Source organism: Bacillus sp. 22475 (assembly GCF_052044835.1).
In the GTDB taxonomy this organism is placed as follows: domain Bacteria; phylum Bacillota; class Bacilli; order Bacillales; family Bacillaceae_G; genus Bacillus_A; species Bacillus_A cereus.
On sequence record NZ_JBQENW010000006.1, the window covers coordinates 84,645 to 108,251 of the forward strand.

A 23,607-nucleotide genomic window follows, 5' to 3' on the forward strand; every position below is an offset into this window, starting at 1 on the left:
TTCATTATGATCGTATTTTTGAAAATACATATATAAGAAGTTCAATCGCAAAAATCACTAAAACAGATAGCCCGAATAAAGGCATGACAGCGCCTAGTATAACCATCATGATAAAGAAAACGATTATGCTTTTCTTATCTCTTTGCTTTGGCGGTGCTGCTAATTTTCCTTTCGGCTTTCTTGCTAACCACATTTTTATTCCGTAATAAATAAGAAGTAGTAGAGATAATGTCGTTAGTAAGCATAATATTTTATTTGGCCATCCGAATAAATGTCCTTCGTGAAGTGGGATGCCGTAAGTGAACCATTGTGCAAGTAATCCATAATCACGATAGTCCGTTTTTGAAATGAGTTCCCCGCTATATTGGTCAAAGTAAGCTGTTATCTCTTCATTTGGTGCAACATGCATACCTGTAATACCAGAACCGCTCGATTTCGAAACAGTGAATACACCTTTTGGATCAGCTGGTAGTGAAATAACATATGGCTTCTTTATTTCAATTCCTTTTTGTAATTCATCGACAGAAATTGCTTTCGGTTCATTTGAATTCGATTCAGGAGGAGCTTCTTTTCTAGTTGCCCACGGCAATTCTTTTACCTTCGATTCAGGCGGTGCCATATACAATTTCGGATATCCGAGCGATTCATTTGACGATGCAATTTTATAAATTTGGTTCCCCATAAATCCTGACCACGGCAATCCAGATGCGACTAGCAGAAAGAGAGGAATTGTAAATATAATACCGATAATAGAATGACGTCTTTTTGCTTTTTCTCGCTTATTGGATGATGGTGTGTTTTTGAATTGGCGTATACTCATGTACAATCCGGTTATGATTAAAAAGATTGTCCAGCATGCCGCAAGCTCTACAGTATAGTTAACGACAGTGCCACCAACTAAAAGAGAACTATGTAATTCCCTCATTATATTGGCAAACGTTTCACTTGCGTTTTGATCCCCAACAATTTGATTATTACTATCTAAATACACATATTTTTGTTGCCCAGTATACTCATTTGCAATCGTAAGTCTCGTATTATAATCCCCATTAAACTCACTAATTTTCGCCACGCTATAATGTGGATATTTTTTCTCTGTTAAGGAAATAGAATCAGCCATCGAAATAGATTCTGTTTGAGCGCTCTTTCCAAAATATAAATCTTTATAGATGAAATCTTCAACTTCCTCCCGAAATAAATACCCAATTCCGCTCAGTGACAAAGTAATAAGAAGCGGCGTAATAAAAAGTCCAGCATAAAAATGCCAACGCCAAAAAATGTAATGAAGCGAACGATTTTGTTTCATACTTTCAGTTCCCCTAACCTTCCCTATATGAATAACTACTTATTTAATATAGCGAGATTAAGTGTGATTACTTTGAAAGAATTGTGAAGAAAGTTAAAAGTTTTGGGGATTTTTATTAAACATAAAACACATTTTAGAAGGAGTGTTTTCTATGTTTATGAAGATCTCTTTATATTTGATAAGTACATCCTAACAACCGCTTTCGCAAGACATTGAGAAGAATCAACAAAATTCTCACTAGCCACAACATTCAAATCAGTACATGCGATAATTGCGGTATCTACTTCATCCTTCAACTGCACAACGAGCGCGCTCCATAATTTGCGAGCTTTTTCAACTTCTCCGCTTTTAATATACGTAATAATTTGATTAATCATCGTTTGCCATTTTTCATAATGAATGTATTCTATATTCCGTTTTGCAATCCCGTCTTGATAAATACCAGCTTGAACTGTCGCTTCTGTTGCGAGAAGAGCGACTCTTTTTGCATTTTTAGGAATTGCTTGTAACGTCTCATCGACTATATTTAAAATCGGAATGGACAGAGAATGCTGTAATTCCTCGAAATAAAGATGCGCCGTATTGCACGGCATAGCGATAAAGCTTGCGCCAGTACTTTCAAGTTTTTGTGCTCCTTTAATAATCGCTTTTTTCATCGCTTCGTGATCAATAGGGCGATCCATATAAAACGGTGTTGGGCACGAGTAAATCATCATATGAGGAAAGTCCATATCATGCTTTGCTCCGTATATTGTTTGGCACCCTGCTACAACTGTATCGACGAATGGTCCAGTTGATTTTGGCCCCATTCCTGCTAGTATTCCGATCATTGTCTCGTCTCCTTTAATATGCAATTAAAAACGTTTTTTGCGAACGATAAAAAGAAATAAGGTAAATAATAAAAATGAATATACGATAGCCCAAGCTGTGAGCCATAGCGTGTGAGTCAGTATATTATATTTGTATTGTCCAAGCATTAGAAAGCTTTCGACAGGTGGTAAAAACCATAGTAACTCTTTTTTTAACTGGATAGATGCAATCGTTATAAGCAATATAAATGTAAGGCTAAGCCAAGCAGTGCCTGCTTTTTGAATTATATTTCTTGTAAATAACGTTGCGATTGAAATTCCTAGTATAGAGAAAGACATGTGAGAGAGAAATCCGACTAAAAATAAAGAAACTGTCATTTCTTCATTAAACATTTGCAAAATAATTGGATAGATTACAGATATAAAAGATAACACAGTACAAATGAGAAGCGCCGTAATATATTTACCCACATATAGTGCGGAAATATTATTTGTGTGAGAAATGGTAATGTGTTCTTGTACAGGGTCTTCAGTATGAAAAATTGTGACCGTAATCCAGGCAGATAATAAATAAAGTGCGAGTGCTGTTTCTAAATATGTCGGTACAATAGGAGTCGGTTTATATGTATATACAAAAAGCAAGCTCACAAAGTACATCGCAATAGGAGGGATGTACTTATACGATTTTGTATAGTCGAGAAAATGGTAACGAATAAGCGCGAACATAATAAACCTTCTTTCGATTTAAAAGTTAGGTTGTAGCAGTGTGATAGATGCTTTTTTATGTAATAAAAACTGAAGCATTTCGTTTGTATATTCTTTTTCGATTTGTAATTGAATAAGGTTTTGATTTGATTTGTGTGTAACGTGTATAAAACCGGATTGCTTTTGTAGTTCTATCGCTGAAAATGTGTCGTGAACGATTGCTTCAATATAGACTTGTTCTGCCCCTTTTTGTATAAAGGTATCTGCTGTGATTGTATGGTTTGCTAACGTCACAATTCTATCGGCGAAGTTTTCTAATAGTTGTTTTTCATGACATGTGAAGAGTATAGATATACCTTGTTGTTTTAATGAGAGTAAAATATGTTCTAATTCTTGCTGAGAGTTCGGATCGAGCCCAGAAAGCGGTTCGTCTAAAATTAATAAATGTACGTCCGTAAGTAATGCTTGCATAATGCCTGTTTTTTGTTTCATACCCTTTGAAAAGTTTCGTACAACGGAATGCCTTGCATGATGTAGGTGAAAAGATTGAAGAAGCAGCGGAATTTTATCTTTTACATATTTTGTTGATAAACCGTGAATGTGGCCGAGATGAAATAGATAATCCTCTAATGTAAAACGAATTCCTTCAGGAAAATGTTCAGGTACATAACCGATTTGTATATGTTCTTTCCTTTGAATTGTCCCTGCCGTAGGTGAAATAAAGCCTGCAATTATTTTTAGCAGAGTACTTTTTCCAGTCCCGTTCCCGCCAATAATAGCGAGCGCTTCTCCTTCTGGAATGGATAAATCAATGTTGTCTAGTATAAGTGATTTGCTATACTTCTTTTGAATTCCCCTTAGTTCTACTAGCAAAGTTCTATCCTTCTTTCTTTAAATAGTGTATATATCCATTATATAGGAGAATAACAAAAAGACGTGCAATGAGTGCACGTCTTTTTTTGTTATGTTTTGTCGAACAATCGATATAATTGAAAAATCGTTGATATATTGTAAGTTATGATAGATATATCGAAAAAATCGTTGATATATCCCGAGTTACGATAGATATAATTGAAAAATCGTTGATATATTACCCCACATTAACGGGCAGTAAAACTGCCACCTTAAAATTCGGCTGGAGCAAAGAAGTTAGTTGGGAGATAAACTGCCCATAAATGCCCGATTGGTTCAACTAATAATCAGTGGGGATTCCCCCCACTGATTAAAGTTTCACTTTATCGTTTCTCAATCGCCACAATAAATGGCGGATTATTTTGCTGGTTAATAAAGCCATATCGCAATACGTGAGCTTGTTTTTGGTCTAGTTCTTCGGCAAATTTGAGAACAGCGTCACGTTCTACTTGTCCTTCTGGATGTCCGTGGTAAATGACAAGGACGATGATACCTTCAGGTGCCATTACTTCTAATAATTGTTCGATCGCTGAGATTGTTGAGTTCGGTTTTGTAACGATATGCTTGTCTCCGCCTGGAAGGTAACCTAAGTTGAAAATTGCGCCTGTTACTTTTCCTTTTGCATCTTCTGGTAATACGGATAGAAGTGTATCGTGACTATCGTGAACTAAAACAGTACGTTCGAAAAGTTCTTTTTCTTTTAGACGAGTTGTTGAGCTTTCAATTGCCTCTTTTTGAATATCAAATCCAAATACTTTTCCGTTATCTCCAACGATTTCAGCTAGGAAGCAAGTGTCATGGCCGTTTCCTAAAGTTGCATCTACAGCGTAATCGCCTTCTTTTACTGCCGTTTGCAGAAGCGAGCGAGCAAACGGTAATACACGTTCTAATTTCATTTTTGTTTCTCCTCATTTGCATATTTTCCTTGCCAGCTTCCGCGGCGCACAAATTCTGCATCGATGGAATTTAATACTTCCCATTTATTTAAGCTCCACATTGGACCGATCATTAAATCAGGTGGACCGTCACCTGTGATGCGGTGCACAATTACGTCTTCTGGAATAATTTCAAGTTGGTCAACAACAAGACTTACGTAATCCTTAAGAGAAAGGAACTCGAGTTGTCCTTTTTCATATTGCTTCACCATTGGCGTTCCTTTTAATAAGTGAAGTAAGTGGATTTTAATTCCTTGTACGTCAAGTTTCGCTACTTCACGAGCTGTTTCCATCATCATGTCGTAATCTTCAAGTGGAAGACCGTTAATAATATGAGAACAAACTCTAATGCCGTGCTTACGTAATTTATTTACACCTTCTACATAAGACGGATAATCGTGAGCACGATTAATAAGATTTGCAGTACGTTCATGAACAGTCTGTAGTCCGAGTTCAACCCAAAGGTACGTGCGTTTATTTAAGTCCGCTAAATATTCAACAACATCGTCCGGTAAACAATCTGGACGAGTTGCGATAGAAAGACCGACAACGTCTTTTTCTGCTAGAAGCGGTTCGAATTTTTCTTTTAACACTTCAAGTGGTGCATGTGTATTTGTGTACGCTTGGAAATAAGCGATACATTTTCCGTCTTTCCACTTTGAGCGCATTTTTTCTTTCATTTCATGATATTGCGTTATAACATCATCGCGGCGATCGCCAGCGAAGTCACCAGATCCAGCAGCACTGCAAAATGTACAACCGCCATAAGCAACTGTACCGTCACGGTTCGGGCAATCGAAGCCAGCATCTAATGAAACTTTAAAGATTTTTTCACCAAATTCATTTCGTAAATGGTAATTCCATGTATGATAACGTTTATTGTCGTTTGTATATGGAAAAGGGTTTTGAACCTTCATTACTTTCCCTCCTAAGCCGAGTCAAAATAACACAAAATCCATTATAACATACTCATAAGGTTCATAAGGAAGGGACACACTAAAGGGGAATTGAAGCAAGGAGGGACAATTATGGCAGAGCGTCAATCACTTGAATCGTATATTACACAAGCGGAACAAGCGGTGGAATATGCGAAAGAACAATTAGATCTTGGTATGAGACAAGAGCATTATAATACGATGGAGTATTCGGATGCGCAGTTGCAATTAGAACAAGCATATAATGATTTACAAACGATGCAACAACATGCGAATGATGAGCAACGTGAGCAGTTAAATAGAGCACGTATGGCAATTCGCCAATTGCAACATCAAATGATTATTACACCGCACTAATAAGGAGTGAATGTAATGGCGAAACGTTCAGATCAAAATAACCCAGAACAAAAAACACAAAATGGACATAACGCTGAATTTTCGAATGAACTTGATCCGATTGTTCAAGTAAAACAGCGTAATAGTAAAAAAGGACAACCGCAAAAATCAAAACAATCAGAGTAAACCAGGTCGAAATATGACCTGGTTTTATTTTGCTATATGACAATAATGTAAGATTTATGTAAGGTTTGTCGATAGTTGTGAGCAGCTTTCTCCAGTAGAGTAAGGAAGGATTAAATTTTATACAAGGGGTTGCTTTATGGGGAACAATATTACAAACAAGCGAATTGATGAGTTAGATTACATTCGTGGCTTTGCACTACTGGGGATTATTTTAGTAAATATTCTCGCATTACTTAACATTAAAATTCCAGATCCTAATACAGTGGATGCTAGCTATCAAAGATTTTTATACTTATTTGTAGAAGGTCGTTTCTTCTCAATCTTTTCATTTTTATTTGGAGTGGGATTCTATATCTTTATTTCAAGAGCGATTGCGAAAGGGAAAAATGGCTATGTTTTATTTTTACGTCGCTTAGTAGCATTATTTATTTTTGGTTTAATTCATCAAATGTTTCAGCCTGGAGAAGCACTAGCGTTATACGCAATTTGCGGGTTAATCGTTTTACCGTTTTATAAAGCGAAAAAAGAATTGAACCTAGCACTAGGACTTATTTTGACAATTGCCTTCAGTGTAATGGGAGTTAAAGAACTATTACCACTTGGCTTAATTTTATTAGGGCTTGCCGCAGGGCAATATCGTGTATTTGAAAATCTTGCGCAAAATATAAAGAAAGTCGCTATTTTTACAGGTATTATGTTTGTTTTAAGTGTCATAGCTGTATGGTATCAATATGGGCACGTTCCTGCTGAACCATTTATAAATGGGATAATGGAAACTGAAGATGGAACAATGGATGCTGCAAGCCAGTTTTTAAAAATTGGTGTTACTGTTGGACCAATTATTTCGGCTTTCTATGTTGGAGCATTAATTTTATTACTACAATTAAAACCAGTTCAAACATTGTTAGCGCCACTGAAATACTATGGTCGTATGGCTTTAACGAATTATATCGGACAAACTGCAATGATTTTAATCGCAGGCAGTGTATTTAACTTTGCAGAAAACTTAACGTATATGCAGACTTTATATGTTTGTATCGCAATTTATGCAATTCAAATTGTATTTAGTGTAATTTGGATGAAAATCTTTAAAATGGGTCCACTAGAATGGATTTGGCGAGTTGTTACGTACTGGACGGTAACACCTTTAAAGAAATAAACAGAGAAGTGGGTTGTTCCTTTTGTGGAACAGCCCATTTTTATTTTCATCTTTTTCGGTAAGATGATATTACTTGTCGAATCGCTAATAAAATTTCATTTATCAACAAACCTTACACACTCATCTTTTTTATATTACAAAACTGTAAGGTAAATGTAATGTTAACAAATAGCAGTTCACCTCCAAAAGGCGCAAAATAGGTAATGGAAAAACAAGCGTAGGAGGATATATATGACGAAACCAGTTGTAGACGTGAAAAACGTTCAAAAAGTGTACGGTAAAAAAGGTGAGAACCAATCACACGCGTTAAAAGGTGTGTCATTCTCAATTCAAGAGGGTGAGTTTGTTGGAATTATGGGACCATCTGGTTCTGGTAAAACGACATTATTAAATGTAATTTCAACGTTAGATAAGGCAACAGGTGGCGTTGTTGAAATTGCAGGAACGGATATTACAAAAATGAAGCAAGGTGAGCTTTCAGATTTCCGTTCGCAAAAATTAGGATTCATCTTCCAAGACTTTAACTTATTAGAGAACTTATCTATTTATGAAAACATTGCACTTCCACTCTCTCTTCAAGGTGTCGCATCACGTAACATTGGACCAAAAGTCGAGAAAGTAGCGGATATGTTAGGAATTACAGAAATACTTCAAAAGTACCCATCTGAAGTATCTGGTGGGCAAAAGCAACGTTCGGCAGCAGCGCGTGCTTTAGTGCATGAGCCTGCAATTATTTTAGGGGACGAGCCAACAGGAGCGCTTGATTCTAAAAATGCAACGAGTTTACTTGATGCGATGACAAACTTAAATAAAGATCAAGGCGTATCTATTATGATGGTTACACATGATCCGTACAGTGCAAGTTACTGTCAGCGTATTTTATTCATTCAAGATGGTGAGCTATATAAAGAAATTCACCGCGGTGGTACACGTGAAGAATTTTATAAAGAAATTTTAGATGTGCTTGCAGACTTAGGCACACAAAAAGCGTAAGAAAGGAGGTTCTAAGGCATGTTATTCAAACTTTCCATGTCAGGGCTGAAAAGTAAGCTGAAAGATTATATCGTATTACTTGTCGGTCTTGTCATGTCTATCTCAATTTTTTATATGTTTCAAACGTTAGCGCTGAATAAAACGTTTATCGAATCTAACTCAGTTATTCAATCAATTGGATTTGTATTCCAAGCAGGTTCATTTTTACTCGCTATTATAACGTTCTTCTATATTTTATATGCGAACTCTTTCTTACTATCTCTTCGTCAAAAAGAGTTTGGTATGTATATGATGTTAGGAGCAAAAAAGCATAAAGTTACATTACTTATGTTTATTGAAACGATTGTATTAGGTGCGGCGTCTCTTGCGATTGGTATTATAGTTGGTGTAGGACTTGCAGAAGGTATCGGTCAATTATTAATGAAACAATTAGAATTTGCTGGTGAAGGTTATAAATCGTTTTACCTTCCATCTATGACAGTTACTTGCATTTTCTTCTTTGCACTATTTGTATTATCAGCAATTATGAATAGTATTAAATTATCTCGTATTTCTGTATTGCAACTTGTACATGCAGATGCACAAACAGAGCGTGTTGCGGTAAAAGGGAAAATGACAGGTTTAGTTGCATTCCTTGCGGTTATTTTATTAGGCATTGGTTATGCATCAATGATTTATATGGAAACTTTAAAAGAAATGGGAATTATAATAGCATTAATTACAACAACAGCTGGAACTTATATGCTATTTGGATCACTTCTCCCTGTTATTATTAAAAAGTTAAAAAGTAATAAAAAGCGTAGTGAAAAAGGACTTAACGCTTTTACATTTGCACAATTAAATTTCCGTATTAATAGCTTAACGAAAGTACTTGCGACAGTAGCGATGTTAGTAGCGCTTGGTGCGGGTGCGATTTCAGGTGGTATGGCGTTTAAAAATAACGTTATCAAAACGGTTGATGGATTTGAAATTTATGATTCGATTATTCATAATCCTACGGCTGAAGAGAAGAAAATTTTAGATGGTATATCATTCAAAAATAAAGCTGAGTACCGTTATAAAGTAGACGACAAATATATTTATTATATAAAAGAAGATTTAGAGAAACATAAGCCGTTTATTCGAGATGGTGTGGGTAAAGAAAGTTTCGGTAAATATAAAGAAGTTTCAGGAGAAGCTCCAGTAGCAGGAGTGAGATCAGAGCAAAATCAAAATGAAAAAGCAATGCCTGAAGAATGGGATGAGGTATTTAGAACAATCCAACCATATTATATATATCAAGATCGTGCTATTAAAATTGTGGATCAAAAAATGTACGATACTGTAAATGGTAAAGAGGGAATCGTATTTACTGGAAAAACAGACGATTTCGTAGCATACACAAAAGAATGGAAAAAAATTGACGAGTTGCAGCTAGTTAAATATAAAAATGTAAAAGCTGAGCAAATGAATAGTAAATATCAAGTGTATGATATGTTCTACGGTATTGCGAGTGGAACAGTATTTATGGGCTTCTTCCTTGGAATTGCTTTCTTAGCAATGATGGCAAGTTGTCTTATGTTTAAAATTCTTTCTGGTGCATCAAAAGATATTACGCGTTATCAAATGCTTCGTAAAATCGGTGTACGCCGTGAATTATTAACGAAATCAATTTATAAAGAGTTATTCTTAGTATTCTTATTCCCAGCAATTGTGGGTATCGCTCACGTATTAGTTGGTATGAATATTTTCGGATTTATTTTAGTCGATCCGTACTTCCGTATTTGGATACCAATCGTAATTTTCGTAGTTATTTACACGATTTATTACCTTATTACAGTTCAATTGTATAAAGGAATTGTTCTTCCGAAAGAAGATTAATAAAAAAACCGAGCGAAATTGCTCGGTTTTTATTATTTTCAGAAAAAACACTTTAATGTTACTGAAATGTATAATATAATATAAATAAGTAACGTAATATAAAAGTAGAAGTAGCTGGATAAGGAAAGGAGGAATCCAATCTATAGAAAGAAGCTGAACTTTTATCCCCCATTTCTTTTCAAACCACAACGTATTTGTACAATCGTAAATTTCCAAATTGAAAATTACTTGGATCACAAAAGTATATTGTGAAAATAATGGATAATACATGGAAATCTCATAGCATGATAAGGTAAAATGGACAACATGATGAGAAAATTACCGTTCATAAGATGAGGAGAATACATGTATGGAAGTTGTAGAGGCATTAAAAGATATAAACCAAATTGAGGCTATGAAAAAATATTTAAAAGAGCACTCCCAGCGAGACTATCTTTTATTTGTTATTGGAATTAACACAGGATTAAAAATTACAGAACTACTTAGTATGAAATTTGAAGATGTATTAAATGAAGACGGGACTGTTAAAGAGTTTTATACTCTTCCTGTGAAAGATGAAAAATTTAAACAAGATATTTATTTAAATACAAAAGTAAAAGAAGCGCTTTTAGATTACGTACAATCTATTGGCGTTAAAAGAGAAAATTACGTATTTCAATCTAATAAAACGCCAAATTCAATTACGCGCCAACAAGCGTATCGTGTAATTCATAATGCTGCAGAAGCAGTTGGAGTTGTTGGTAAGATCGGAACAAATTCAATGCGAAAAACGTTTGGGTTTCATGCGTACAAAAGAGGGATAGCGATTGCGTTATTGCAAAAACATTTTCATCACGCGACTCCATCAGAGACGTTAAAGTATTTAGGTATCTCAAAAGATGAGACCTTTAAAACGGAGATTGATGTCGATTTATAAAAGCCGTAACTAAAAAATTAGGGGGCGGAAAATATGAATATTAGAGAGAGTGAACTGCCGGGTATTGGATGTAAGTTTGAAGTGATTACAAAAGGTAATGAAAAGATGGTTATCGTTATCCATGATGATGGCCGAAGAGAAATGTACCATTTTGATGCTGATCATGAGGAGAGCATTTCAAGCGTCTCTCTTCGTGATTCTGAAGCGAGACAAATTGCAGCTATATTGGGCGGAATGGTATATAGACCACAAGCTTTAGATACGATTGAAATGGCTTTTGAAGGATTATCAATTGAGTGGTTTAAGGTGGAAAATAATGCACCAGTCGTACAAAAAACAATTGGTAGTTTACATGTCCGAAACACATATAATGTAACGATCATTGCCATTTTGAAAAAGAATATGAAGAAGTTCTTTAATCCAGGCTCAGATTCTATCATTGAAGCTGGCGATATGCTCGTATTATCAGGTGAAAGACATGAAGTGAAAAGAATTATTAATGAGTTGCTTTCGGTAGGAGGGGATTCATAATCGATGGATACTTTAATCTTTGAAGTTGGAACTGCGTTAGTATTAGTCGCTTTTGCAGCTATTCTCGCTGCAAAGTTAAAGTTCTCGATTATCCCGTTTCTCATTATACTCGGTATGCTAGTGGGGCCTCATGCCCCAGATTTAGGGCTTATCGATTTAAGGTTTATCGAAAGTGGAGAAGTTATTTCCTTCCTCGGCCGTGTTGGCGTCATATTCCTCCTATTTTACTTAGGCTTAGAATTCTCAATTAAAAAATTAATTAAATCAGGAAAATCAATTGCTTTTGGGGGAACTGTTCATATATCGCTTAATTTTATATTAGGTTTACTTTACGGATATATAATGGGTTTCCCCTTATTAGAAACATTAATTATTGCTGGGATCATAACAATTTCATCGAGTGCAATTGTTGCGAAAGTAATTGTTGATTTAAGAAGATCGGGTAATAAAGAGACGGAGCTAATTTTAGGAATCATTATGTTTGATGATATTTTTTTAGCGGTATATTTATCAGTCGTTTCAGGATTAGTACTCGGAGGGGCAACGTCATTTGTAGGTGCTCTTACATCTATTTTAATCGCAGTAGGGTATATGCTACTATTCTTTGTAGTTGCTAGAAAAGCTACACGATTTTTAAATAAAATGTTAGATATTTCGTCCAATGAAATTTTTATTATCGTAATATTCGCTATTTTGTTCTTTGTAGCAGGATTTTCAGAAACGATTCATGTCGCAGAGGCAATTGGGGCATTATTATTAGGGCTTGTCTTTTCAGAAACAGAGCATAGTGATCGAATTGAACAGCTCGTTGTTCCGTTTCGTGATTTCTTTGGAGCTATATTCTTTTTCAGCTTCGGTTTAAGTATAGACCCATTTTCACTTGGAGGAGCAGTATGGTTGGCATTAGGAGCAGTTTTCATTACTCTTATCGGTAATTTTACTGCTGGAATGGTTGCGGGGCGTAAAGCTGGGTTATCGCATAAGGCTTCTACGAATATCGGTTTAACACTTGTATCACGCGGGGAATTTTCCATTATCGTCGCGAATATTGGAATTGCGGGCGGCTTAATGGCAACGATTAAACCGTTTTCGGCCTTGTATGTTTTAATATTGGCATCGTTAGGACCTTTGTTAACGAAAGAATCTGGGAGAATATATTCCTTATTAGATAAAATATTTAAATGGAGCGCTAAAAAGCGTGGGAAGCGAGAAAAAGAAGTTGGATAGTATAAATATGGGTAGACTGCATGAAAATTTCATGCAGTCTACCCTTTTATATATTGTTACTGTTGTCGTTTTTTGTCGGTAAGTCGATATATTTCAAGTTGTGGTCGATATAATTGAAAAATCGCTGATATATTTGTAGTTGCGCCGATATATTTTGATAATCGCTGATATAATCCAAGAAGTAATCAATATAATTTCATTTACCGCAAAACCATTATCTGAATTTCATCAACTATTAATCAGTTGCCTTCCTATTTAAAAACGACTACAATTTTACTGTTATATATGAACGAAAAAAATAGAATAGGAGGGGAAACTATGCCAAGGAAAGTATGGCTATTAGTAGCTGGGATGATTATTAATGTCACGGGTGCTTCTTTTTTATGGCCTTTTAATACAATTTATTTGCATGATCACCTAGGAAAATCTTTATCTGTGGCCGGAATGGTATTAATGATCAACTCGCTTACTGGTGTAATTGGAAACTTGCTCGGCGGTGTTTTATTTGATAAATGGGGCGGTTATAAATCAACTTTAGTAGGGATTGTGATTACACTTGTATCAATTTTAGGTCTTGTGTTCTTCCACGGTTGGCCGTTATACGTTGTGTGGCTAGCTTTAATCGGCTTCGGTTCTGGAATGGTCTTCCCATCGATGTATGCGATGGTTGGTACGGTTTGGCCAGAAGGCGGAAGACGAGCATTTAATGCGATGTACGTTGGACAAAACGTTGGTATTGCGATCGGAACAGCGTGTGGTGGTTTAGTTGCGTCGTATCGTTTTGATTATATTTTCTTAGCGAACTTTATTTTATACTTTGTTTTTTTCTTAATCGCTTTTATTGGTTTCCGTGGTATGGAAGACAAAAAAGAGCCAGGAGTACAAAAAGAAGTCGAAACAGAAAAAGGGTGGACGCTTACACCGGGATTCAAAGCACTTCTTATCGTGTGTGTAGCATATGCTTTATGCTGGGTTACATACGTACAGTGGCAAGGAGCGATTGCAACACATATGCAAGAATTGAATATTAGCCTTCGTCATTATAGTTTATTATGGACGATAAACGGAGCGATGATTGTTTGTGCGCAGCCACTTGTTAGTATGCTAATTCGTTGGATGAGGCGTTCTTTAAAACAGCAAATTATGATTGGAATCTTCATTTTTGCGGCGTCATTCATTGTGTTAAGTCAAGCGCAGCAATTTACGATGTTCCTCGTTGCGATGGTAACATTAACAATTGGTGAATTATTTGTATGGCCTGCGGTGCCAACGATTGCAAATATACTTGCACCAAAAGATAAATTAGGATTTTATCAAGGGGTCGTAAATAGTGCGGCGACTGTAGGGAAAATGTTCGGACCGGTCGTTGGCGGAGCGATTGTTGATTTATACAATATGGAAGTATTGTTTATAGCAATCATGGTAATGCTTGTAGTAGCGCTTATAGCAACGAGCATGTATGATAAACGAGTAAAAGTAGAAGAAACAGTTGAAGAAAAAATTGCAGTTTAGTTTGACGGAACATGTGCACATGTTTTAGAATATATTTAAATAAAACAACCTTTAGAACAAGGGAGATAGCTCGGCTGTCTTAAGATGAATTCGTTAGTTATTAAGAGTAACGATTAACCGAGAAGTCCTCGCTTTAAGTAAGCTCTTAAGAGATACTAGGTGAAGGATAGTTCACTTAACTTATATGTGTAATAACAGTGAGAAGGAGTAGTAGTAATAGAAGCTGGTTTAGAGAGTTGACGGTCGGTGCAAGTCAATCCACGTTTCGTTATGAACTCGCCTTTGAGTTGCAGTTGTGAAACTAATAGTAGCAATTGCCGTTAATCCACGTTACGGATCTAAGCGAATGTATATTTTTTGTACATTAATTTAGGGTGGTACCGCGGGAATCTATAACCTCTCGTCCCTTTCTAGGGATGAGAGGTTTTTTGTATTTTGGGCGGTGAAAATAAATTGAATTTCAAGGAGGGTATCTCATGAGCTTTAATCATCAAGAAGTTGAGAAGAAGTGGCAAGGTTACTGGGAAGAGAATAAAACATTCCGTACGCCAGATGAGACAGAAAAACCAAAATTTTATGCACTAGATATGTTCCCATATCCATCAGGTGCAGGCCTACACGTAGGACATCCAGAAGGTTATACAGCGACAGATATTTTATCTCGCATGAAGCGTATGCAAGGGTATAATGTTCTTCATCCAATGGGATGGGATGCATTCGGTCTTCCAGCAGAGCAATATGCACTTGATACTGGAAACAGTCCAGCTGAATTTACAGAGCATAATATTAATACGTTCCGTAACCAAATTAAATCATTAGGTTTCTCTTATGATTGGGACCGTGAAGTAAATACAACAGATCCAAACTACTATAAGTGGACACAATGGATCTTCTTAAAACTATTTGAAAAAGGCTTAGCTTACGTTGATGAAGTACCTGTAAACTGGTGTCCAGCACTTGGTACAGTACTTGCAAACGAAGAGATCATTGACGGTAAGAGTGAGCGCGGTGGACATCCAGTTGAGCGTCGTCCGATGAGACAGTGGATGTTAAAAATTACAGCTTACGGAGATCGTCTATTAGAAGATCTAGATGAGCTTGATTGGCCTGAAAGTTTAAAAGATATGCAACGTAACTGGATCGGTCGTTCTGAAGGTGCAGAAGTACACTTCAACATCGACGGTACAGATGAGAAGTTCACAGTTTTCACAACGCGTCCTGATACACTATTTGGTGCAACATATTGTGTACTTGCTCCGGAACATGCACTTGTTGCAGAAATTACAACAGCAGAACAAAAAGAAGCAGTAGAAGCTTACATTAACGCTGTAAAAATGAAGAGTGACCTAGAACGTACAGAACTTGCGAAAGAAAAAACTGGTGTATTCACTGGTGCTTACGCAGTTAACCCAGTAAACGGTGAGAAATTACCAATCTGGATCGCTGATTACGTTCTTGCAACTTACGGAACAGGTGCTGTAATGGCAGTTCCAGCTCACGATGAGCGTGACTATGAATTTGCATCAGTATTTAATCTTCCAATGAAGGAAGTTGTAAAAGGCGGAGACATTACGAAAGAAGTGTACACAGGTGATGGTGCACACGTAAATTCAGCATTCCTTGATGGATTAAATAAAGAAGAAGCAATCGCCAAAATGATTGAATGGCTTGAAGTAACGAGCGCAGGAAATCAAAAAGTAACGTACCGTCTACGTGACTGGTTATTCAGCCGTCAACGTTACTGGGGTGAGCCAATTCCAGTAATCCACTGGGAAGATGGCACAATGACAGCTGTGAAAGAAGAAGAATTACCATTAGTGCTTCCAAAGACAGAAAACATCCGTCCTTCAGGTACAGGTGAATCACCGCTAGCTAACATTGACGAGTGGGTAAATGTTGTTGATCCTGAGACTGGTAAAAAAGGTCGTCGTGAAACAAATACAATGCCGCAATGGGCTGGTAGCTGCTGGTATTACCTACGTTACATCGATCCAAACAATAGCGAAGCACTTGTAGATCCTGAAAAAGTAAAACAATGGCTTCCAGTTGATATTTATATCGGCGGGGCGGAGCACGCTGTACTTCACTTACTATATGCTCGTTTCTGGCATAAAGTATTATACGATATCGGTGTAGTTCCAACGAAAGAACCGTTCCAACAATTATTCAACCAAGGTATGATTCTAGGTGAAAACAACGAGAAAATGAGTAAATCAAAAGGTAACGTTGTAAATCCTGATGATATCGTAGCAAGCCACGGTGCAGATACACTTCGTCTATACGAAATGTTCATGGGCCCATTAGATGCTTCAATTGCTTGGTCTGAAAATGGTCTTGACGGAGCTCGTCGTTTCCTAGACCGCGTATGGCGTCTATTCGTTCAAGATAACGGTGAATTAAGTGAGAAAATTACTGACGCACCAAATAAAGAGCTTGAAAAAGCTTACCATCAAACAGTGAAGAAAGTAACAGAAGACTATGCAGAGCTTCGCTTCAACACAGCGATTTCTCAAATGATGGTATTCATCAACGATGCATACAAAGCTGAAACACTTCCGAAAGAATATGTAGAAGGTTTCGTAAAAATGATTGCACCAGTTGCACCTCACATCGGGGAAGAGCTATGGAGCAAACTTGGATACAATGAAACAATCACATATGCAAGCTGGCCAACATTTGATGAGTCTAAACTTGTAGAAGATGAAGTTGAAATCGTTGTTCAAGTTATGGGTAAAGTTCGCGCAAAACTAACAATGAGTAAAGACGCATCAAAAGACGAAATGGAAAAACTTGCACTTGAAGCAATTCAAGACCAAATTGAAGGGAAAACAGTTCGTAAAGTAATTGTTGTTCCTGGAAAACTTGTTAACGTTGTTGCAAACTAATGTATTCTAAATGAAAGCTCAGAGTATTTATACTCTGAGCTTTTTTGTGTAAAAAATAATCTTTGGATCACTTTTATATAAGTTTTCAATTTATAAAAAATTTTACTTTAAAGACGTTTCGCATCTTTTCCTTTAATTTGTTTGTTGAGGAATTCTTATAAAGACAAACACCTATTCTTCACTAGGAAATATGATAAAAAAGGTAGGTAAAATTGAGTAGAAGAGGTGAAAGGAATGAAAGGGATCGACAATAATGCACCACATGGTTTCTTTGGGGGTGGATCGGATAGTTATGAACAAATGATGTTAATGGGAGGAGGACAACAAGGGTACGGTGGAATTCCGAGCTGGATGGGCGGAACACCTGGAGGTTTTTCTACATCAGTAGCTGGTGTACAAACTGGAATTCCAACATTAACAGGAGGATTTCCATCATCGGTAGCCGGAGTGCAAACTGGAATCCCGACATTTGTTGGCGGAGCAGCAGGAGGAGTACCAGTAGGCGTACCAACTGCATTTCCATCTTTCGTTGGAGGAGTACAGACAGGATTTCCTGTACCAGGAGTAGGTGTTGTAGCAGGAGGAGTAGGTGGATATCCGCAAGTAGTTCACGGCTACCATGGTCATCATCACCATCATCAAGGTCAACACGGCCATCATGGACATCACCACCATCAAGGTCAACACGGCCATCATGGTCATCACCACCATCAAGGTCAACACGGCCATCATGGTCATCACCATCATCAAGGTCAACACGGCCATCATGGACATCACCATCATCAAGGTCAACATGGCCATCAGGGGCAACAAGTACATCACCACGGTCACCACCACATTCATCCGCAAGCTGTTCTTTATCAAACTCACCAAGGCCAACAAGGTCACCATGGACATCACCACCAAGGCCAACATCATGGACACCAAGGTCACCACCATCACCAAGGTCATCAAGGCCAACATCATGGACACCAAGGCCAACATCATGGACACCAAGGTCAACATCATGGACACCAAGGTCAACATCATGGACACCAAGGTCAACAGCACCAACAGCACCAACAGCACCAACAATATCAGCAATATCAACAACAGCAACAATCTTCTCCTTGGACAGGTGGAATTGGAGCAGGAGCAGCAGGAGCAGCTAGTATTAGTGGGGCAGCAGGACACGCGGGGCACGCGGGTCATTAATGAGTTGCAGAAAAAAAGACATAATAAAAAACTGCTAGGAAATCCTAGCAGTTTTTTTCAGCTTCTTGGCGCTGACGTTCGATTTCAGCACGAAGTTGTGGCTCTGGTGCTTGCCAGCCTTCTGGTTTTAGAATCTTACCGTCGCCTTCACGGAATCGAGGCTTCCCATCAGGGAATAGTTTTGCCATGTTGGCATTGTTTACAATTTCGAATCCTTTATCTGGACGTACGCCCATTTCTGCAAACGTTCCGAATGCAAAGTAAATAAGGTCAATTAGTGCATCGTATTGATCTTCAACAGTCGTTGCCTCTAGAAATTCTTCTAGTTCTTCCTGCATAAAACTTGCACGGATTTTTGCGCGCTCTTCTGTTAATTTTGTTGGAGTATTTGTTACAGGATGTCCGAATACTTCATGCATTTTCGCAACAAGTTCGTATCCTTTATCTAAACCTTTTTCGTTTGTCATGTTGTTTCATCCTTTCTTACGTTATGCCGAAGTTTATTGTAACATAAGGTGATTATGAAATGAAAAGAACATCTTATCGAAATAAGATGTTCGCTTGTTATTCTTCTTTTTTTATTAAAAGGGATGAAATAAGATCGATGCCAAAAATACCGACGAGTAACATTGGTATAACGACAAGCAAGTAACGTGTGAAGGAAACATTTTTTAAGTATGTATGGGCAAATAAAAAGACGCCGAGAAATAAAATACCATTTAAAATAGGCTTTACTAATTTTTTAGACATAAGCTCCCCCATAAATATCTTCTCTCTCTATCTAAAATAAAAACTCCTCTCTCCGTTGTATCATGCTGGAGAGAGGAGTTCAATCATTTCTCATTCAATTACACCAGAATTTGTAATATTTACGGTGTATTTTATATGAACTGGAACATCTTTATACATTTGTCTCCATTCTTCTAATTTGAATGGGCGATAATGTTGCTTATACTTTGCACCTAGCCCGAGAGGATCGACATTTAAAGATTTAAACTGCTTAATTAATTTGGCAGCTTGTATGTTTAATTGTTTTTGGATATCTTTTTCAATGTTTTTTGTGTTCTTGTTATTTTCTAAGTTAATTGCTTTCGATAGTTCTTGAATACGTGCATCAAGCTGGACGTGAATGAAAAAAGAAGGTTTTCCGTTTTTAATTTTTATATCGTAAGTTGGAACAGAACGAATATTATTAATCATTACGTACGCAGAATCTGTTTTAAATTCATGTGAATCTAATTTATGTTTCTCTAATAGTCCTTTAAATACGAACATATCTTTTTCCGCAATTTTACCGATATATTTATCTTTTTTAAAAAGGCCAATTCCGGTGATTTTTATTTTATCACCATGCTTTTTTAGAATTGGAATGTAGTAGTCTTGCCCTTCTTGATAATAACGGAATGCTCCTACATGCAGATTATCTCTTGGTAAAGGACCAGTTTCCATGTTATGTTCTAGCAATTTTTTTATATAAATTGCAACGTTGTATGAAGTCGAATATTTGCCTTTTAAAAGTTCAGTACCATTCCCCTCTAATAAACCAACATATAAAGCGTTCCCTATGTTTACATCTCGAAGTAATGTATCGAATGAAGTAGACATTCCTTTTTTTGCAAGTCTTATCGTATATAGAGCGACACGCATTTGCCCGCTAGCAAATGGTTGAGAAGACTCTAAAGATGTGTTTGCTTTTACTTGTTTTACCGCATTTGCGCTGCCTTCAAAAACTTGAACTTTATTTCCTTTTTTCTGAATTGGACAAACGAATGTTACTTTTACTTTATTATCTTTTGCTGCATCAAAAACGGTTCCTTGAATCAGCTGTACATCGTCGATAATATTTTTTTGTAAACATCCAGTTAGACTGAAGAATGTTATACAAGAAATAAGTATTAATTTGCTTGTGCTTTTGATTTTTTCCATTTTCTTTTCACCCACACAATAATAAATAGAATTGGGATGTATACATAAATGAGCCAAAAACTAACTTTTGATGCATTACTAATAAAATTGTTAATATCCTGCCTGTTTGTTAAAAGTTGTGAAACAATGAGGGTGATAAAGATAAAAGCGATTAAAACACCTCTTTGTTTTACGCGGAATATTTCGTGAGTTGCTCTTATTGAAGCCCATAAAGGTAGGATAAAACTTGAAATAATAACGAGTGCATAGCCTGAAATTGCAATATATTCGAGTCTTTCTATAAATGGTAATTGAATGACTTGGGTCATAGAAAGTTGGGCCCATATCGTTTTTAACAATTGTTTTTCACTAAAAAATGCAAAGGCTAAAAGGGTGCTAAATAAATATAGAAGATTTGAAAATAGTGCTCCAAGCTGAGCGTATTTATGAGATTGCATAGGCTTTTTCACAAATGGATACACCATGAGGTAAATCTCAAACCCGGTCATACTGTAGATTGACAGTTGAGCGGATTTTAAAATGTCTGAAAAAGAATGTGTAAATATAGGTAGTAAATTACCCCAATGTGAATATTTCAAAACGAATAAGCTTAGAAATAAATATCCTAATGTACCACCAACAGAGATGACGCAAATACCGGTAATTACACGAAATCCAGAAGAGATAATGTAATAGCTAACTAAGCACAAAAAGAGTGTTAGCATAAAGGTGGAAGCAGTAGGAAACATCCATACTTGAATAATTTCAACATACGTTCGAATAACCGAAATACTGACGATTAAAAAATAAGCTGCAAAGATGATATTAAAGATATTTCCTATCCACTTTCCAAACGTTTGTCTTTGTAAATCAATTAAATTTCCGTTTGTTTCCCTTAATAAAAAATACATCATCCATATAAGAACATGGATAACGAGCCCTGTGATTACAACGCCTATCCAGCCATCGTATCCAGCTGCTTTTGCGATAATTCGTGCGAAGCCGAGAACGCCAGCACCAAACTGTGCACCGTGAATTAAGAAGAAAACAAAGACAGGAGATATTTGATATTTTTCTTGAACTTTGCTCATCAATGCACCTCATTTCTTAATCATCAAAGTCCGATCTATGTTTTGTTGAAATTCCTTTCGCTGATTTTTTTACATGTTGTGGCCTTGCTTGTACATCCCTTGTATCAATCATCGTTAAAGGAAAACGAATCCAAGAGTCCTTAACGGATTGTTGCCTTGTCGGATAAAATAAAGCGTACGGCTTACGTAAGGAAGTAAGCCTGAATAGATGAGTAAATAAAAAGATAAATCCAAGAGAAATCCCGAAAAGTCCTCCTATTTCTGCAAATGCGAGAAACGGGAAGCGTAGTAATCGAACCGCATTACCCATTTTATAAATAGGTGTAATAAAGGAAGCGAGTGCTGATAAGGCAACGATAATTAATAAAATGTTACTCGTTAAACCAGCTTGTACAGATGCTTGCCCGATTACGATACCGCCTACAATACCGAGCGTTTGACCGACTTTCATCGGTAACCTCGCGCCAGCTTCTCTTAATAAATCAATTGCTAGTTCTAAAAAGAGTGCTTCAATTAAAGGTGGGAATGGTACTTGTGCCCTTGATAAAATCAAAGTTTCAAGTAAATCACTTGGAATGAGTTCATAATGATAATTTAAAACTGCAACGTATAACGGTGTAGCGCAAATTGAAAATAGAACGGCAATTAATCTTAAAATCCTTGAAAATGTAGCGTACATCCAAGAGACGTTATAGTCTTCAGGTGAAATGAAAAAATCGAAATAGGATACAGGTGTTAGTAGAACACTTGGAGAACCATCCACAAAAATAGCAATTTTTCCATCAATTAGTGCTTTTGTAACTCTATCAGTACGTTCTGTATTGATATAGAGAGGGAAAATCGATTTTTCACCCATTAATTCTTGTATATAAGCACTATCATTAATTTGATCATATTCAAGAGCGCGTAACGATTCCTCAAGGAAATCTACATTATCTTTTTCAGCGAGATTGTCTAAATACATCATGACAACTTTTGTTTTGGAAAACTCACCGACAATCATTTCTTTTGTTTGTAAATCTAAAACAGGAAGACGTTTTCGAACTAAATTAATGTTTGTATCAATATCCTCTACGAAACCTTCTTGCGGACCAATAACAGTTGATTCGTTTAAAGGAGGGGTTGGTGCACGATAATTATCAATTGCAATGTTTGCAAGCATACATTTTTGATCTTGCTGATTCAATTGAATAATCGCATGCCCCTTTAAAACCATATCCTCAATTTTTTGTAAGTCGTTCGTAATTGTAATGCCGCTCATCGGGATATGTTCCTTCAGCTCTTCTAGTGATGCGTTAGGTCGTTCTAAAAGAGTGGGCATTAAATACTTTTGTAATTTTTCTCCATCAAGTGAAGGGCGATAGTAAGAAATCCAATAAGGCATCGTTTCATCGTCGGATGTATGATAATTTACAAAATCACTAGACTTTTTCAGCTTCTCTATTAAATTTTGTAAAGAATGAATACGATCTTTTTCTGGTTTTGTAAAGTCATAAATACTATTACCTTTAGAGTTTTGCTGCTGTTGTCCTTGAGAAGATTTTTCTTGTTTAGCACTTTGTTGTTGATCCTGCTCGGAGTCGTTTTGCTTAGAATGTTGCTGTTGCCCTTGCTCCGAGTTGTCTTGCTTAGAGTGTTGTTGATTTTGCTCTGAGTTGTCTTGCTTAGAATGTTGCTGTTGTTCTTGAGAAGGTTCGTCTTGTTTAGCACTTTGTTGCTTATCCTGAGAGGAATCCTCTTGTTTAGCACTTTGTTGTTTATCTTGAGAGGAATCCTCTTGTTTAGATTTTTGTTGCTTATCCTGAGAGGAATCCTCTTGTTTAGCACTTTGTTGCTTACCTTGAGAGGAATCCTCTTGTTTAGCGCTTTGTTGTTTATCTTGAGACGAGTCCTCCTGTTTAGCACTTTGTTGCTTATCCTGAGAAGAATCTTTTTGCTCGTTATTTTTACCTTTATTATGTTTCATACTTCTAGTCTGTTCTTTGTTATCATCCTCTTGATTGTTAGAATGCTGCTCCCAGTTATCTGTTTCGTTTGCTTCTGGTGTATTTGATTTTTTTTTCTTACGTAACCAATTCCAAATCATATGTACGCCCTCTTTAATCTTGTAATATAGTGCTATTTTGTGGCTAATTTTGTATATTATTCATTTATTTATGAAAAGAAGAAGGAGATTAGTTTGTATAGAAAAAAACCTTTAGTAAGCAGTT

The 23,607-nt window shown here is 36.6% G+C and carries 22 protein-coding genes and 1 other annotated feature; of the genes, 11 read left to right on the forward strand and 11 right to left on the reverse strand.

The window, feature by feature from the left end; genetic code table 11:
* Positions 1-4 precede the first annotated feature (4 nt).
* The 6 genes from ACTJJY_RS12045 to ACTJJY_RS12070 all read right to left on the reverse strand — a co-directional run bounded on the left by ACTJJY_RS12045 (position 5) and on the right by ACTJJY_RS12070 (position 5,584).
* Positions 5-1,306 carry a PepSY-associated TM helix domain-containing protein gene (locus ACTJJY_RS12045; RefSeq protein WP_440605597.1) on the reverse strand — a complete coding sequence of 434 codons (1,302 nt, stop codon included), beginning with the start codon at positions 1,304-1,306 and terminating at the stop codon, positions 5-7.
* 155 nt (positions 1,307-1,461) lie between these two features.
* Positions 1,462-2,136, reverse strand: a complete 675-nt coding sequence (locus tag ACTJJY_RS12050) for an aspartate/glutamate racemase family protein (RefSeq protein WP_440605598.1) — start codon at positions 2,134-2,136, stop codon at positions 1,462-1,464.
* A gap of 24 nt (positions 2,137-2,160) precedes the next feature.
* Positions 2,161-2,841, reverse strand: a complete 681-nt coding sequence (locus ACTJJY_RS12055) for an ABC transporter permease (RefSeq protein WP_440605599.1) — start codon at positions 2,839-2,841, stop codon at positions 2,161-2,163.
* An 18-nt stretch (positions 2,842-2,859) separates the two neighbouring features.
* Positions 2,860-3,693 carry an ABC transporter ATP-binding protein gene (locus ACTJJY_RS12060; RefSeq protein WP_440605600.1) on the reverse strand — a complete coding sequence of 278 codons (834 nt, stop codon included), beginning with the start codon at positions 3,691-3,693 and terminating at the stop codon, positions 2,860-2,862.
* A 362-nt stretch (positions 3,694-4,055) separates the two neighbouring features.
* Positions 4,056-4,628: a class I SAM-dependent methyltransferase gene (locus ACTJJY_RS12065; RefSeq protein ID WP_000764472.1), complete on the reverse strand. Its 573-nt coding sequence runs from the start codon at positions 4,626-4,628 to the stop codon at positions 4,056-4,058.
* A complete protein-coding gene (locus ACTJJY_RS12070) occupies positions 4,625-5,584 on the reverse strand; it encodes a TIGR01212 family radical SAM protein (protein ID WP_440605601.1) in 960 nt (319 codons plus the stop codon). Before ACTJJY_RS12070 ends, ACTJJY_RS12065 begins: the two co-directional genes overlap by 4 nt.
* 111 nt (positions 5,585-5,695) lie before the next feature.
* On the opposite strand from ACTJJY_RS12070, the gene ACTJJY_RS12075 reads away from it, so the two are divergent.
* From ACTJJY_RS12075 to ACTJJY_RS12125, 11 genes are all read left to right on the forward strand, one after another.
* Positions 5,696-5,959, forward strand: coding sequence for a YtzC family protein (locus ACTJJY_RS12075; RefSeq protein ID WP_000840865.1), 264 nt, complete (start codon positions 5,696-5,698; stop codon positions 5,957-5,959).
* A gap of 15 nt (positions 5,960-5,974) precedes the next feature.
* Entirely contained in the window at positions 5,975-6,124 is a 150-nt protein-coding gene (locus tag ACTJJY_RS12080; protein ID WP_001129340.1) for a hypothetical protein, read from the forward strand.
* A gap of 136 nt (positions 6,125-6,260) precedes the next feature.
* Positions 6,261-7,283, forward strand: a complete 1,023-nt coding sequence (locus ACTJJY_RS12085) for a DUF418 domain-containing protein (protein WP_440605602.1) — start codon at positions 6,261-6,263, stop codon at positions 7,281-7,283.
* Positions 7,284-7,514: 231 nt separating this feature from the next.
* On the forward strand, positions 7,515-8,276 hold the full coding sequence (locus tag ACTJJY_RS12090) for an ABC transporter ATP-binding protein (RefSeq protein WP_000165837.1): 762 nt from the start codon (positions 7,515-7,517) through the stop codon (positions 8,274-8,276).
* A gap of 18 nt (positions 8,277-8,294) precedes the next feature.
* Positions 8,295-10,136 (forward strand): FtsX-like permease family protein, encoded by a 1,842-nt coding sequence (locus ACTJJY_RS12095; RefSeq protein WP_440605603.1) that lies wholly within the window; start codon positions 8,295-8,297, stop codon positions 10,134-10,136.
* Between the two features lie 349 nt (positions 10,137-10,485).
* Entirely contained in the window at positions 10,486-11,052 is a 567-nt protein-coding gene (locus tag ACTJJY_RS12100; RefSeq protein WP_078994649.1) for a tyrosine-type recombinase/integrase, read from the forward strand.
* Positions 11,053-11,085: 33 nt separating this feature from the next.
* Positions 11,086-11,583: a cation:proton antiporter regulatory subunit gene (locus ACTJJY_RS12105; protein WP_440605604.1), complete on the forward strand. Its 498-nt coding sequence runs from the start codon at positions 11,086-11,088 to the stop codon at positions 11,581-11,583.
* A 3-nt stretch (positions 11,584-11,586) separates the two neighbouring features.
* Positions 11,587-12,810: a cation:proton antiporter gene (locus ACTJJY_RS12110; RefSeq protein WP_440605605.1), complete on the forward strand. Its 1,224-nt coding sequence runs from the start codon at positions 11,587-11,589 to the stop codon at positions 12,808-12,810.
* A gap of 318 nt (positions 12,811-13,128) precedes the next feature.
* Positions 13,129-14,322, forward strand: a complete 1,194-nt coding sequence (locus tag ACTJJY_RS12115; protein ID WP_440605606.1) for an MDR family MFS transporter — start codon at positions 13,129-13,131, stop codon at positions 14,320-14,322.
* Positions 14,323-14,510: 188 nt separating this feature from the next.
* Positions 14,511-14,733 (forward strand) — a binding site (T-box leader).
* Positions 14,734-14,798: 65 nt separating this feature from the next.
* Positions 14,799-17,207 carry a leucine--tRNA ligase gene (gene leuS, locus ACTJJY_RS12120; RefSeq protein ID WP_440605607.1) on the forward strand — a complete coding sequence of 803 codons (2,409 nt, stop codon included), beginning with the start codon at positions 14,799-14,801 and terminating at the stop codon, positions 17,205-17,207.
* Positions 17,208-17,441: 234 nt separating this feature from the next.
* Positions 17,442-18,401: a hypothetical protein gene (locus tag ACTJJY_RS12125; RefSeq protein ID WP_440605608.1), complete on the forward strand. Its 960-nt coding sequence runs from the start codon at positions 17,442-17,444 to the stop codon at positions 18,399-18,401.
* A gap of 44 nt (positions 18,402-18,445) precedes the next feature.
* Here ACTJJY_RS12125 and ACTJJY_RS12130 read toward each other — a convergent pair whose 3' ends face one another.
* From ACTJJY_RS12130 to ACTJJY_RS12150, 5 genes are all read right to left on the reverse strand, one after another.
* A complete protein-coding gene (locus tag ACTJJY_RS12130; RefSeq protein WP_000180554.1) occupies positions 18,446-18,868 on the reverse strand; it encodes a hypothetical protein in 423 nt (140 codons plus the stop codon).
* A gap of 97 nt (positions 18,869-18,965) precedes the next feature.
* On the reverse strand, positions 18,966-19,151 hold the full coding sequence (locus ACTJJY_RS12135; protein WP_000038781.1) for a hypothetical protein: 186 nt from the start codon (positions 19,149-19,151) through the stop codon (positions 18,966-18,968).
* A 90-nt stretch (positions 19,152-19,241) separates the two neighbouring features.
* A complete protein-coding gene (locus ACTJJY_RS12140; protein ID WP_078994652.1) occupies positions 19,242-20,327 on the reverse strand; it encodes a Ger(x)C family spore germination protein in 1,086 nt (361 codons plus the stop codon).
* Entirely contained in the window at positions 20,297-21,397 is a 1,101-nt protein-coding gene (locus tag ACTJJY_RS12145; RefSeq protein WP_049107498.1) for a spore germination protein, read from the reverse strand. Before ACTJJY_RS12145 ends, ACTJJY_RS12140 begins: the two co-directional genes overlap by 31 nt.
* 16 nt (positions 21,398-21,413) lie before the next feature.
* Entirely contained in the window at positions 21,414-23,483 is a 2,070-nt protein-coding gene (locus ACTJJY_RS12150) for a spore germination protein (RefSeq protein ID WP_440605609.1), read from the reverse strand.
* Positions 23,484-23,607: the final 124 nt, after the last annotated feature.

Coding starts and splice junctions, on each gene's coding strand:
- ACTJJY_RS12045 (WP_440605597.1), bottom strand. CDS start 1,306: ATGAAACAAAATCGTTCGCTTCATTACATTTTTTGGCGTTGGCATTTT.
- ACTJJY_RS12050 (WP_440605598.1), bottom strand. CDS start 2,136: ATGATCGGAATACTAGCAGGAATGGGGCCAAAATCAACTGGACCATTC.
- ACTJJY_RS12055 (WP_440605599.1), bottom strand. CDS start 2,841: ATGTTCGCGCTTATTCGTTACCATTTTCTCGACTATACAAAATCGTAT.
- ACTJJY_RS12065 (WP_000764472.1), bottom strand. CDS start 4,628: ATGAAATTAGAACGTGTATTACCGTTTGCTCGCTCGCTTCTGCAAACG.
- ACTJJY_RS12070 (WP_440605601.1), bottom strand. CDS start 5,584: ATGAAGGTTCAAAACCCTTTTCCATATACAAACGACAATAAACGTTAT.
- ACTJJY_RS12075 (WP_000840865.1), top strand. CDS start 5,696: ATGGCAGAGCGTCAATCACTTGAATCGTATATTACACAAGCGGAACAA.
- ACTJJY_RS12080 (WP_001129340.1), top strand. CDS start 5,975: ATGGCGAAACGTTCAGATCAAAATAACCCAGAACAAAAAACACAAAAT.
- ACTJJY_RS12085 (WP_440605602.1), top strand. CDS start 6,261: ATGGGGAACAATATTACAAACAAGCGAATTGATGAGTTAGATTACATT.
- ACTJJY_RS12090 (WP_000165837.1), top strand. CDS start 7,515: ATGACGAAACCAGTTGTAGACGTGAAAAACGTTCAAAAAGTGTACGGT.
- ACTJJY_RS12095 (WP_440605603.1), top strand. CDS start 8,295: ATGTTATTCAAACTTTCCATGTCAGGGCTGAAAAGTAAGCTGAAAGAT.
- ACTJJY_RS12100 (WP_078994649.1), top strand. CDS start 10,486: ATGGAAGTTGTAGAGGCATTAAAAGATATAAACCAAATTGAGGCTATG.
- ACTJJY_RS12105 (WP_440605604.1), top strand. CDS start 11,086: ATGAATATTAGAGAGAGTGAACTGCCGGGTATTGGATGTAAGTTTGAA.
- ACTJJY_RS12110 (WP_440605605.1), top strand. CDS start 11,587: ATGGATACTTTAATCTTTGAAGTTGGAACTGCGTTAGTATTAGTCGCT.
- ACTJJY_RS12115 (WP_440605606.1), top strand. CDS start 13,129: ATGCCAAGGAAAGTATGGCTATTAGTAGCTGGGATGATTATTAATGTC.
- leuS (WP_440605607.1), top strand. CDS start 14,799: ATGAGCTTTAATCATCAAGAAGTTGAGAAGAAGTGGCAAGGTTACTGG.
- ACTJJY_RS12125 (WP_440605608.1), top strand. CDS start 17,442: ATGAAAGGGATCGACAATAATGCACCACATGGTTTCTTTGGGGGTGGA.
- ACTJJY_RS12130 (WP_000180554.1), bottom strand. CDS start 18,868: ATGACAAACGAAAAAGGTTTAGATAAAGGATACGAACTTGTTGCGAAA.
- ACTJJY_RS12135 (WP_000038781.1), bottom strand. CDS start 19,151: ATGTCTAAAAAATTAGTAAAGCCTATTTTAAATGGTATTTTATTTCTC.
- ACTJJY_RS12140 (WP_078994652.1), bottom strand. CDS start 20,327: ATGGAAAAAATCAAAAGCACAAGCAAATTAATACTTATTTCTTGTATA.
- ACTJJY_RS12145 (WP_049107498.1), bottom strand. CDS start 21,397: ATGAGCAAAGTTCAAGAAAAATATCAAATATCTCCTGTCTTTGTTTTC.
- ACTJJY_RS12150 (WP_440605609.1), bottom strand. CDS start 23,483: ATGATTTGGAATTGGTTACGTAAGAAAAAAAAATCAAATACACCAGAA.